This is a genomic window from Stenotrophomonas sp. CFBP 13725 (assembly GCF_014841935.1).
GTDB lineage: Bacteria > Pseudomonadota > Gammaproteobacteria > Xanthomonadales > Xanthomonadaceae > Stenotrophomonas.
Window position 1 is genome coordinate 89,277 of the sequence record NZ_JACYUV010000006.1, and the last position, 12,017, is coordinate 101,293.

The 12,017-nt window shown below is 59.6% G+C and carries 11 protein-coding genes and 1 tRNA gene; 7 read left to right on the forward strand and 5 right to left on the reverse strand.

What is annotated here, in order from left to right; genetic code table 11:
• Nucleotides 1-18: 18 nt before the first annotated feature.
• The gene (locus IFT65_RS12270; protein ID WP_192081671.1) at nucleotides 19-531 is read right to left on the reverse strand and encodes a DUF4411 family protein; all 513 of its coding nucleotides are present in this window, start codon (nucleotides 529-531) and stop codon (nucleotides 19-21) included.
• Between the two features lie 2 nt (nucleotides 532-533).
• Nucleotides 534-1,658 carry an ImmA/IrrE family metallo-endopeptidase gene (locus tag IFT65_RS12275; RefSeq protein ID WP_197974114.1) on the reverse strand — a complete coding sequence of 375 codons (1,125 nt, stop codon included), beginning with the start codon at nucleotides 1,656-1,658 and terminating at the stop codon, nucleotides 534-536.
• 251 nt (nucleotides 1,659-1,909) lie between these two features.
• Between IFT65_RS12275 and IFT65_RS12280 the strand changes: the two genes are divergently transcribed.
• A tRNA-Ser gene (locus IFT65_RS12280) sits at nucleotides 1,910-2,002 on the forward strand.
• Between the two features lie 92 nt (nucleotides 2,003-2,094).
• Here IFT65_RS12280 and IFT65_RS12285 read toward each other — a convergent pair.
• From IFT65_RS12285 to IFT65_RS12295, 3 genes are all read right to left on the reverse strand, one after another.
• The gene (locus IFT65_RS12285; protein WP_249405148.1) at nucleotides 2,095-2,916 is read right to left on the reverse strand and encodes a site-specific integrase; all 822 of its coding nucleotides are present in this window, start codon (nucleotides 2,914-2,916) and stop codon (nucleotides 2,095-2,097) included.
• Nucleotides 2,917-3,080: 164 nt separating this feature from the next.
• Complete coding sequence (locus IFT65_RS12290) at nucleotides 3,081-3,263, reverse strand: hypothetical protein (RefSeq protein WP_192081672.1); 183 nt, start codon at nucleotides 3,261-3,263, stop codon at nucleotides 3,081-3,083.
• A complete protein-coding gene (locus IFT65_RS12295) occupies nucleotides 3,244-4,311 on the reverse strand; it encodes a hypothetical protein (RefSeq protein WP_192081673.1) in 1,068 nt (355 codons plus the stop codon). Before IFT65_RS12295 ends, IFT65_RS12290 begins: the two co-directional genes overlap by 20 nt.
• A gap of 1,016 nt (nucleotides 4,312-5,327) precedes the next feature.
• On the opposite strand from IFT65_RS12295, the gene IFT65_RS12300 reads away from it, so the two are divergent.
• From IFT65_RS12300 to IFT65_RS12325, 6 genes are all read left to right on the forward strand, one after another.
• Nucleotides 5,328-5,741, forward strand: coding sequence for a hypothetical protein (locus tag IFT65_RS12300; protein WP_192081674.1), 414 nt, complete (start codon nucleotides 5,328-5,330; stop codon nucleotides 5,739-5,741).
• Nucleotides 5,742-5,773: 32 nt separating this feature from the next.
• On the forward strand, nucleotides 5,774-6,385 hold the full coding sequence (locus IFT65_RS12305; protein WP_192081675.1) for a hypothetical protein: 612 nt from the start codon (nucleotides 5,774-5,776) through the stop codon (nucleotides 6,383-6,385).
• Between the two features lie 64 nt (nucleotides 6,386-6,449).
• Nucleotides 6,450-7,586, forward strand: a complete 1,137-nt coding sequence (locus IFT65_RS12310) for a hypothetical protein (protein ID WP_192081676.1) — start codon at nucleotides 6,450-6,452, stop codon at nucleotides 7,584-7,586.
• A gap of 63 nt (nucleotides 7,587-7,649) precedes the next feature.
• A complete protein-coding gene (locus tag IFT65_RS12315; RefSeq protein ID WP_192081677.1) occupies nucleotides 7,650-8,210 on the forward strand; it encodes a hypothetical protein in 561 nt (186 codons plus the stop codon).
• A 2-nt stretch (nucleotides 8,211-8,212) separates the two neighbouring features.
• The gene (locus IFT65_RS12320; protein WP_192081678.1) at nucleotides 8,213-11,089 is read left to right on the forward strand and encodes a hypothetical protein; all 2,877 of its coding nucleotides are present in this window, start codon (nucleotides 8,213-8,215) and stop codon (nucleotides 11,087-11,089) included.
• Between the two features lie 41 nt (nucleotides 11,090-11,130).
• A complete protein-coding gene (locus IFT65_RS12325) occupies nucleotides 11,131-11,841 on the forward strand; it encodes a hypothetical protein (protein ID WP_192081679.1) in 711 nt (236 codons plus the stop codon).
• The last annotated feature ends 176 nt before the right edge of the window (nucleotides 11,842-12,017 follow it).

Consider the following 12,017-nt stretch of genomic DNA (forward strand, 5'->3'; position numbering starts at 1 on the left):
CCGAGTTCCTCTACCGGCCTAGGGGACAAAATTGAACGTTGGAGCTGAGTGCAGGGTCAAGAGCTCATAGATTGTGAGCGTCTGTACGCCCATTGCGGAAGCGGCATTAGGAATGGGGATGCCATTCTTTTTCTCGGCATTCCATTTTTCATGCGTAGCGATCTTCCAGCCCTTGTGCATCGCCGTAGCGATCAAAAAGGCATCCGCTTTGTCTGCATTCGCGAATACCGCCTTGGCCCGCGGCTGGTAATGCGAGCTAGACGCTGCCCATTGCTGTACAGCCGCGTAATTGGTCATTACACCGGGGTCGGTATCGTCTGGTAGGAAGAACGCAGCTGGCATCGCATTGGCCCAGGTTACGCACGGATCACCTGCGGGCCCGTCTAGCAGTTCCTTTCTCACCTTATTGATGCTGAAGACCTTCTGGCTCGCGTGAGCGTTGACTACCCAGTCCCAAAAACCAGTGCAGAACCCGAACTGATAGTGAAAATTCTTGCCCTGCAGGAACACGTTAGTGTCTATTAGATACATTTTTAGGCTTCCCTGCCGAATACACGATTGCCAAGTTTGATCACCGTGTCAGGCTTGCTGTTTAGAAGACTTGCAGCTTCGCGAAGCAAGGTCTCGCCGCTGAGCGCACTTCCAACTACTGCTCGCGTCAGTCGTTTGCTATTCCGGACAGGTATGGTCCTGAATGGATCCCCGCCTGGCTCGCGCGGCTTCCTCGGAAGCGGCCGGAGATAGAGCTCGAATTCCGGCCAGCTAATGAGTCCGTTGTCGAAAGCACGGCGCGCAATCACGGCTCGGCTTACGCGGAATAATCTCGCGAGCGCTTCCACGTTCGGCGTATTAGTCCACTGCGCCAAAAATTCATGATTAGGAACTAGGACCTCGGCAGATACAGCATTGCAGAAGATTTCAATGCCGCGGTCTGTGGTCGGACTGAGATCCGAAACTCCGCTTTCCCCAAGCCAGATGTGGGCAATCTCATGCATCAGCGTAAACACGGAGGCGACAACGGCGTCCTGTCCATTGATGAAAACTATAGGCGCCATGGGGTGCGCGACTGCAAAGCCACGAAACTCGCCTTCCGAGAGGCGACGTCTAGTAAACGCGCGCACGATTCCCGACTTCATGACCAAGATGCCCTGGTCCTCAGCTCGGTCGGATAGCTTCCGGAAATATGCGTCGGCGTCTTGGCTAGATGTTCTATCAGCCACGGTTACGCCGAGAGTCCGGCGAATGTCCTCCGCGACGACGGCCACTTTTGGGCGACTTGCAAAGCGGAAGCGGCCTACGAACGGGAGCGAGTCCGCGCCTCCCTCGCGAAGATGGTCAATGAACCATTCCTGTTTTGAAGTCGCGTCTGCCAAGACTTCAAAAAAATCATCGCTCAACGGTGCGGCATCCGTCACCCGCCTTAGGTCAGGGATAGAAGGGCGACTAGGTTCTGGGGGCACCTGTAGGAAAAGGAATCCAAATGGAATCCTCGCCAACTTAGCTACCTTCTCCGCCTGACGTATCGTCAACTCACCCTGGAGGATGCGCCTCCGGTCGTCGTCTCGCTTGGCGATTTCCTCGGCGAGAGATTGGCGGTCTCTGCCGGCTTCCTTAGCAGCCCAGTCGAGGACCGTGAGAGAGAGGTTCAACGCGGCCATTTAAGAGCGCTCAACTGCAGTTCCGAACAAGTGCGCATAGGATACTCCTTGATCCTTCTAGGGAGGATAGCGCTTAAATGCTCGGCCGCGTCAAGTGCCGTAGTCTCATGAGGTGGTGAGATGGCCTGCTAAGTCTGTGGTCGCGGGAACATATCTTTTGGGCGGAAGTCTGCGGTGGTGCATGCCGTGGCAGCTTGCTGCATACGGCTAAGCATTAGTAGCTGCAAATCGCAGCAAATCGGCACACCTTTGGCACAGCTGGTAGTAACAGCGCTGCTACAAGTAGCTGGATCGCCCCCCTCCTAAGGGGAAGGTCGCCCGTTCGAATCGGGCCGGGGTCACCAGAAATCAAATACTTACGCCGATTGGCACTGTGCCATAAGTCCATAAAATTCCAGAATTCTCAGGAATTGGTCACAGTGGTCACAGTGACGAATCAATAAGTTAGCGTCGCCACTGCACTGTCGTCTCCTTCAGGCGTCAGGTGTGCGTAGTACTTCTCCGTGGTGGCGTAATCCGAGTGGCCCGCCAGTATCTGCACGCGGCGAAGCGGCACGCCAGCCATGACCATATGAGCGCAGAACGTATGCCTCAAGCGGTGCAGGCTCCCGCCCACGCCTGCTTTCTTTGCATCGCTGGCGAACCAGTCGCTCACCGTGTCCTTGTGCACGCTCACCAGCGGATCCGGAAGCGCGGCAAGCGCGGCGGCGGCTTGGCTGTTCAATGGCACCTCCCTCCACCTCCCTGACTTCGTCCGCCCGTTGCCATCCTCATCGGGGTCACTTTCGATCAGTAGCCGACCAGCGACCGCGTTCTCATGCTTCAAGTGCATGAGCTCGCCGCGGCGTATGCCCGTGTGCGCCATGAACCGCCATAGGTTCGCCCTGGCCTCGTTGGCGGCATAGAGCTGCTGCTTGGCGCTGGCGCTGTAGAACTTCACCGCCACGCTGCGTACGCCGCGCGGGGCTTTGATGCCCTCAAACGGATTGGCGTCCAGCTCCTTCCACTGGACACCGCAGCTCAACGCAGCCTGGAGGCGGCGAACCTCCTTGCCCACCGTCTCAGGTGCCATCTTGTCCGTGACCAGCCGCTGGGTCTTGTAGGCCTCCAGCTCGATCGGCCGCAGAGTGTCGATGGGGCGATGACCAAGCTTCGCGATGATGATGCGAAGTTCGCTCTTGGCCTTCTTGTGGGTGGTCGGATGCTCCGCCTTGTACCAGGTGAGCCAAGTGTCCAGGAACTCCCGCAGCGCTGGCATGCGGGGAATGATCCGGACACCGTGCCTTAGTTCTGCTTCTTTCGCAGATCGTATCTCCTCAGCCTCTCGTGGGCTGAGGCGACCGATGGCGACGCGGCTTCGGGAACCGCCATCACGCCAGTTGAGGTACGCGACGTCGTCCCGCCAGTAAATTGTGACTTTGACTATTTCTGCGCGCTATAGATTGCTTCGTAGAGTTCCGCCTTTTCATAGAGCTTATTGCCCATGAACTCGCGCGGCACCAGGTTGTATTGCTCGACTCGGGCATAGAACTGGCTGACCGAGACGCCGCAGTAGAAAGCGGATTCCTCGAGCTGATACTGCGCTTCATCGCGTAGAAGCGTCAATGGCTCGTTGCTCGCTCACCAAGCGCGCCCAGGCAGTCTGTAAAGATCTCACTTCATCCGCCCATGCCCTGTATTCGTCCCGCGGCATTGGGGCTTCCAGTCCGCGCTTCACTCGCTCCACATATTTGCTCTTCCTGGCTATCGCTTCTCGATACAACAGCTCGGCCTCCTCCAGCCTGTCGGCCCGTTTCGCGGCCTGCAGTTGGGCCAGCCGGCGAACTGAATCCGGATTAGTAGAGAGCACACGGGGGGCATGAGGCAGCGCCTGCCCGCCGGTCATCGGCACCCGCTTGTGGTTGCTTACCGGGTCCATCACTCGGTGGCGCCAGCACTCGCGCCAGTCACCAGGGTCCACCGGGCCATCGCCTGGAACGTCCAGCGGCAGCACGATCCCATGGCCCTCAATGAGCGCCCACAGGGCCTTCAGGAACCCATCAGTCGGAAGCCGTAAAAGGCTCAGCCGGCCCTCGGCCAGCACCTCGGCCCCATCCCTAATTTGTAACGCCAGTAGGGCCTCACCAGTCGCCGTGGGATCCCCGGCGCGGGTGCTCCAGCCTACCAAGCAACAGCGCTCTCCATCCACCTCACCAGCCCACGCGTAGACCCGGAAGCGGGGCTTGTCGAAACGAGAACCCAAGTGAGCCAGCAGCCGCTCACGCTTCGAGTGACGGCTCAACGGGGTGAAGTGGTTCTCTGCATACAGCAACGCAGCGTGCCGCCGGGCCAGCAGCAAGGCAACCCGGTCAGGGGCCGCCGACGCTTTCCACTTTGACCAGCTCACGACATCGCGCAGGCCCTTTGCAGCAGCGCATGAACGGCAGGCAGGCACCCAGTTCTCCACCACGCCAGCGGGGCCGCCCAGTTGCGCGGGGGCCAGCGACGTAGCAGTCCAGGACTTGGGAGAGGGCAGGTCCAGAGGATCGGAGCAGAAGGCGCAGGCGTTGCCGAACTCCGCCAAGCCCGCTTTGCGTTGCCACCCATTGGCCTTGCCTTCCAGCGGGGCGTCGGCTCGGGCGATGGCATCAAGGAAGGGGGCGAGCTCAAGCATGGGAAGCCCCAAAGCCGTTCAAACCAGAACTAGCGCCAGGATCGCAGGACGGGGGCAGGGGAGCGTAGCAGGTGCTTGAAAAAGATTTGACTAAAACGATTTGCCGAGCTTGTCGAACCTCGCCAGCAACCCCCGATCTCAAACCCAGAACTCGCTTCGCCGATGCGTTCTCAGGGCAGCTTTGAACCTCCAGCCGCTGATCGAATGCCGAGGCGCGGTGAACGAGAGTTTGGGCAACCCGCTTGACTAAAACTGAATGAATCAAGGCTTTTCGCGCAACCAAGCCGAGCGCCGAACTCCAAGCACTCGACCGCCAGAGCCCCCGAGCAGCGTTGACTAAAACGGATTGAGGCAGGGCTTTCCGAACACCCGAGCAGCACTGCAGAACCCCAGCACTCGACCACCCGAACCCAAGGAATCGATCAGCGGAAACAGGGGGTGACAGTGGTGCGGGGACGTGGGGGTTGGAAGGGGGGCCGTTACGGAAGTGGGCGTGGGGCTGATCGTTGGGAAGCAGGCTGACGGGGTGCTTCGCTGGATGGGTTGCAGGGGGGAAGCGGAACGGATTGGGCGGAAGCGGTGGGGCGAAGGCGGTGGGCATTGGGTCTCCGGGTTCGTTGAGGATTGGGGCTTTCCTAAACTTCTACCGGGGAAAAGCGGAAGGGCAAGAGCGGTGGAGCGAAAACTGGGGGGCGATTGCGAGGAACCGATTTGTCTCCCTAGTCACCGTTAAAGGTTTTCCGAAAGGTGAAGGGAGTGGGCCATACACAAGTCGCACCAAGGTGTTTTTCCGGCTTGGCTAGAAACGCTGCGCGTTTCCACCCGGTCAAGCCTTGCTGCGCCTTGTTCTACGTCTTGGCTAACAACTTGGCCAACAGCTCGGCTGAAAAGATGAGAAAAGCACTGGGAATCAAAAGATCTCCGGCTTAGCCCGCTTGCGCTTCTGAAAACTCCTGCTAATCCATTAGGTATGGATTTTCATCGCAGGGGGTTAAGTGGTTCGCCAGTCGCTACTAATGAAGTCTTTCAATATCGCCAGCGATGAGCTGGAGAGTGCGCGCTATCTCGCGAAAGAGGGGGGGGTCTCCCTCAACAAGTATTTGCGCCTGGCGGTTCTCGAAAAGAATCGCGGCGTGGTGCAGGGGCTGGAAGCTAACGATGCCCTGAAATACATCCAAACCACGGTGCGCGAAGCCGAGTCCCGAAATGCCTTGGCGCTGGAAAGCGCGCTGGCTGACATGCGCGCCGAGCAGGCGGCAGCACTCCAGGCAAACGAGGACTTGGTGATGAAAACCCTTCAGGCCTTCAGCCAGTTCCTCTCGCCATCCCAGCCATCCCAAGGAAGCCCGCGCACGCCCCGTCCAGAAACGGCGAAGACGCCTTCCAAACCCGATGCGACCGACTGGCAGCGCTACGCCAGCGGCTCTTAACACTTCCCCCACTGCCTCAAAGGAGGTCATCCATGAAACGTTTCGCACTCACTCTCACCATCGCCGCACTGCTTGCTCCGGGTCTGTCGTCTGCCCAGGACTCGCGACAACCGGAACCGCAGAAGAAGACGGACAAGCTGCGCATGTTCAAGGCCGGTGGCATCGGTTGCTTGGCCGGCGGTGGCCTGGCCTATCTGACCGGAAAGAAAGACAAGGCGGCAGTGGCATGTGCTGCCGCCGCCGTCGTGGGTGGCATTGCCAGCTACCGCGCCCAGGTCAAGGAAGCCCAGGAAGTGGCAGATGCAGCCAAGGCCGCGGGCTTGGATGCGCGAGTCCAGACCAAGACAGTGGAGACCAAGGACGGCCAAGCTGAGGCACTGGACAAGCTGGTCATCAAATACCCCGTCGCAGACATGAAGTCCCTGAATCCGGCCACGGCAAACACGCTCGACAAGTTGGGCGCGCTGCTCAAGTCGAGCAAGGAAAAGTTGACCGTCTCGTTCAGCGGTGCCGACGCAAGCGTGTGCGAGGTGCCCTTGGTTGAGCTGGCCAAACGGGGGGCGTTGGCAAACGCCACCGTCCAGGACGCCTGCGGGACCGGCGACCACGCCATCACCGTCAGCCCCATCCCTGACGTTCGTTGATGCCAGCGGTGGACCGGGGGCGTGAGCCCCTGGTCCAGATCTTTCTCAATCTCCTGGAGGAACCATGAGCAACACCCCATCCCCTGAAGAGCTGCGCCGCCTCCAAGAGTTGGCTGAAATGTTTGACGACGGCACATCCATGCCTGGGACGCCGAGCCCTGAGCGGTCCGCTCCTTCGCCAGGCGCAAGCGAGGTCATGAATGCCGCCAAGCATTGGGGCCGCGTGTTTGGGAGCAAGGCCAAAGAGCTCTCAGAGAAGGCGGTCGAAAAATCCAAGGAAGCCCAGGACGCCATCGCACGCCGGGCAGCAGAGGCGAAGGCGAAGAAAGAAGCAGAGCGAGCGCAAGACGCCGCCGCCGCGATTCCAGCCGCTGCGCCAACCGAGCTGCTGCAGGTCGAACCCGAGGCGATTTCTCCGCCTGTTGTGACGGAAACCATGGTCGAGTCGGAGGACGAGGCAGCGCGGCTCGAGCGACTGGCTCCGATGAAAGCCAATGCGAAAAAGGTAACCAAAGAGCTAACCAAAGCGGTTCGTGAGAACCCCGCAGTCGCTGCATTGATCTACGACGGGATGGGCACGCTCCCGCAGTTGCGCGACCTGCCCGATGAAGTGGTGGACCCTGTCACCCCTGATCAGCACTCCCCATCCGCCCCCGAAAGTATTCCCCAGGGGGAGCCCGTCGTATCGGTAACGCCGGACCATGCCCCCAACAATGGGCCGAGCCGAAAGAAGGGCTATCAAATGTTGGCCGCGGCTGCTTTTGTTGTCCTGGTGCTTGCTGGCGCCACGGCACGGTGGGTCACTCGCCATGATTCCGAAACGCCGGGCGTGGCCGCAGGCACGGCCGCCCCGGCAGCAATGCCCCCGGTCGTGGCTACCCCGCGTCCAGCGCCCGTCGTTGATCCGCTGCCGGTGGCCGTGCCGATTGAGCGCGTGCCTGCGTCACCCGTTGACGCAAAAGCTACTCCCCTACCGGATGCAATCCTGCCGGTTGAAGCGCCGGCCACAAAGCTTGTCCCAGCGATCACACCCAATGCCAAACCCACATCCAAGGTTTCGATGCCCACGGTCCGGCTAGCGGTAAAGCCGAAAGCCTCCGTCGTCCCCGCGCCCCAGCCAAAACCTGATGAAACAAACGGATGGCAGGAAAAAGCCGGCGACGACATGGATGCATGGGCAAAGAAGGCAGGGATCAACTGATCCCCTTGCCGAAACCAAATGATCCATTACAAGTAATGGGTATTTAAACCAAAGGGAGGCGTCATGTTGGGTTGGTTGTTTCTTCCATACAAAAGCACAGGGGTTTCGTTTACCTCCCGCTTCATGCGGTGGCATGGTGAGCGATTCCTCGGTCGTCCTGAGGGCTTGGGTCTTCGCGGCATACTTCAGGATGTCCTTGATAGTTATTACTACTTGGCCGTGGACCGTCCGGTTCAAGAGCACAAACACGATTTCAAAACATGGCAGATCGACCAGCAGCACGCGGAAGAGGCCCGGCTCGTGAGCAAGGCGGAGATCCCCAAAGCAACGTTTTTGGCCGTCGTCGCGATTAGCTTGGTTTGTTCGCTAGTGGCTGCTCCGTTTGCCGACTGGAAAGGCTCCCCCATTGGCCAAGGCACTTCACTGCTGACCAAGTTGGACGTGAAGAAGGGGGTTAAGGCGCTGATGGCTTCTAAAGCATCTCCTCAAGCCGCGCAGGCGACCGACGACTCCACGGTAAGGGCAGATTGCGAAAACAAATTCAGGACCGGTCGCTATACGAATAGTGACATTCCGGTGTGCTCGAGCGTGTGGAACGAGCTGGCAACCAAGGGGGGACAATGATCATGAACATCTATTCGCTGTTGGACATCGCTATCCAGTTCAAGCACCGCGTGCTGTTGCGAGCACCGGCTCGACCGGTGGCCGATAGGATGTGGTTCAACGTCGCCGCACGCTTTGCCAACGTTCGCGGAAAAGTGAACGCCCATAACCGGGTGTCGAGCCGCACGTTGGTGGTGCCCGCGAGTTATGGGCCCAGAGCTGAGGCACTGGGGGCCGTCTACGACGCGGCAACCAATACCTATGTTGTCCCTGACGCGCTGGATGAGAAAGATGCTAAGTTCGCGCCGTTCTGGCCCTCTGCTCCGCGGGACCTCCAGAACCAGGAGGGACGTGCCGAGCTGTCAAGGGACGGCCAGGTAATTGAAAGCCTGGTCCATCCGCACGATCGCTTGCAAGGCGGGGACAGCACCGCGCTCTTTCTGATGTATGCGGCCCTGCCGATCATCGGTGCCGTGATCGCTGCCGTGACTTCGATCCCCTTTGTGGGTTGGTTGGGTTGGGTGTTGCTCCCGGCGGTGGTGCCCTACATTCGCGCGATCGCGCGCAGCGAGAAAGCGCCCGATGCGTTCAGGGCAACCGTGCTGACCTTCATCCTTCCCCTTGCAGCAGCCAAAGGGTTCCTCATGGCGGCTGGATCCAACGAGCTTGTGTTTGGCGTGTTTGCAACGATTCTCAACGTCTACCTCTTTCTCGGACTGCTCTATTGCCTGATTGCACCTGTTGAACAGGATGACGAGGCTTGGGGAGGCCGTTGGACGCGGATCAAAGGGTTTGCGTTGTGGAACACCGCAGGCCTGGTGGCCATCGCGATGACGATGCTCTTCCCGCCGGTCATCGGTGGGTTCCTCTGGTTTGTGATGGCCGGGGCTTATGGTTTCGTCTACTACGCCCGGGATTACAAAGAGCGCACCTTGGTTCTTCAGTCCCAGAGCGCACGCTTTAACCTGGGCAAGCAAGGGCTGATGGAGGACTTCAACAGGCAAGCGCTTGAGACACAGGTCCGCAAAGCGCTGGCCGACCCCAGCCCCTTCATCCAATGGGGTGTGGCGCTGGGTCACCTGCGGAAGAAAGGCGTCAAGAAGTCCTACGACACCAACTCGCCGGCAGGCATCTCCATTGAAGACCTCTTCATGCACGCCATGATCTGGGCCGAAACCGGTATGGGTAAATCGGCTTACATCCGCTGGCTGATGGCCGAAATCCTGAAATCCGGCTATCCATGTGCGTTCGCCGTTTTCTGCGGCAAGGGCGCCTTGGCGGGCGAGGTGCGGGGCATGTTGGACATGGTGATTGAGACCGGCGTTCACCTGGGACTGATCGAAGGCTTGGACGCGCAGGGACTCAAAGCGGCGCTGACCAACACCAAGATGGAAGACGACAACGCGGACATCTGGACGGGCATCTCGAGTTTGGTCATTGACCACGCCGCCGTGATCCTCGAAGCGCTCCATCACCACGAGCTCAAGCTGCGTGCGCTGGATGCAGCGAAAAAGCTTGAGCTGGAGACCGAGATCGAAGGGTTGCTTCAGGTCAGGGATCGCGACGAAGCCAATGGCAACGACGTTGCTGACATTGATGAGGCGTTGAACCGGCTTGGCGAGCAGCTGGAAGAGCGCATTCACGCCCTTTCCGAAGAGCGCGAATGGAAATGGACCCTGGAGCGCTTCGATAAGCTGATTCAAGCCATCGGTGACGTGCGTGCCGACAGCAATATTCCTGGCGAGGGCTTGTTGGCTGCTGCCAACTACATAGGTGTGCAACCCATTCACCTTGGAAATGACGAAGACTTTGTCGCGCGTAAGGCAGACTGGGCGGCCCGTCTGGCAACGGCCCCACAGACCATTCATCCGGATCTGCTGCAGCCCGGTTCGCTGCTCCAGCAGTCGTTCGGCTGGGTGCTGAAGACGTGGCCGGCTTTTGCCGCAGAGACCCGTGGCAGCTTCATGGCCAACGTGCAGAACCGGCTGGTGCCCCTCATGCGCGGCAAATACCTGGTGGACGACCAAGGGGTGCCGTGGCACAGCATCGAGCACGGGTCGGTCAACGTCGGCGACGTGCTGAAGGGGACGTCCATGGGCGTCAACGTCCCAGATACCCGGCACGGGACGGCCGGCATCTTGGTCCAAAACCTCATCAGTCAGCGACTCTACACCGGCATCAAGCTTCGCAACGAAGTCACTGAAGCGGACTGGCGCGGACGCGGTGAGCTGCCCGTCATCCAGATCATGGATGAATGCCAGAACCTCATCGGCCGGGAAGAGCAGCGCATCTTGCCGATCTCTCGCGCAACCAAAATGGCGTGCATCTACGCCACGCAAGGCTACGAAGGGATCTTGGCCAAACTGCCGGAAGCCGCTGCCCAGCAGTTCTGCAACAGCTTCCAGAACTGGGCCTTGTATCGCACCTCGCCTCAGAGCTACGAATACATGGAGCTGCGCTTCGGGGTAGAAGAAATGACCATGTTCAAGCACAAAACTGCCGGTCTGGATTACGACGGCGGACTTGACATGGTCTTGGACAATGCCTTGTTCGATCCCAATCACCCCAATGCAGCCGGCATGAAGCAGCTGCGCAAGGCCGGTGCCGGTCGCGTGGTGGCTACCCACATCGACCCCGTCAGCAAAGCTCGATGGGTGGGGCAGAAGTTCACGGGCATCCAAGCGACAAAGGACCTCGAGATCCCAGCAAGTGGGCGTCGTGAGTCCCAGCCGTTGTTCTCTAAGTCCGAGTTCAATGGTCTGCTGAACCAGCAGGGCAGGGCCATCCTCTGGTTCAACCGTGCCGGGGTTCGCCGGGCTGACATCTGCAAGACCCCGTTCTTGCCCTTGGACAAGGTAGACGACGTGGTCAAGGCCATCAAAGCATCGAGGGCGGCGTAAGCCCCCCTCCCAACCATCCCCCACTGTAGGAGCCAATCAACATGAATCACACCGAGAAAGACCAACAGTTCCGCGATCGCATGGCCGCTTCCACCAGCGAGGAGGCCAAGCAATGGACCTCCCTGGACCGGAAAGCCGAGAGCGAGCAGCGCGACGTGGACAAGATGCAACGCTCGCTGGACACGCGCCTTGATCCGGAGCGCATCACACAGTTGGAGGAGCAGGTTCAGAGCCTGGGCCTTCAACGCCACGAGATGGAGGTGGCCGGGCGCCCCGGCCTCTTCCTTCGGAAGCAGCGGGCCGAATACGACGAGAAGCTGCAGGGCATCGAGACAGGCCTGAAGGAAGCACGCAACGACATCCGGGAATGGTCCCGGCAATCCGAGCCGGAGGTGGTGGCCAAGCACCAGGCGCGCATGCAAGGCAAGCAAAACGAGCTCAACGAAACCGTGAAGGAGCGCCAAGGCCTGGGCATGCTGCCATCGGAAGAGAAAAAGCAGGAACAGCGCGTCGACGGTTCGGTTGAAACCCCGATGATGCGGGTGGACGAGTGGCGGAAGAACCGTCAGAAGGCCGAGCAAGAGCAGGGCGGAGCGCAGACCGATGTGCCCCAATACGGGCACGGCAAGTTCGGCTTTGCCACCTTCGCTGCCACTGCAAAGGCAGAACAGGAAAAGATGCGCAAATACGAGAACGAGTTCGACTGGCAAAAGCAGGATCGCGAGCGCCAGCCCAACGTCTTCCGGCAGTGACGTATCCACGCTTCCAACAAAGGGCCCTTCGGGGCCCTTCTCTTGTGCGGCCGGTTAATCTGAGTGCATCGATCTACCCATAAAAGCAACGTCAGAAGCGGCTCAAAGCAAGTGCGCAGATGGGGGTTTGACAAAGGGAGAAGCGCGGGCATGCTGAAGCGATGAACAAAAGAACA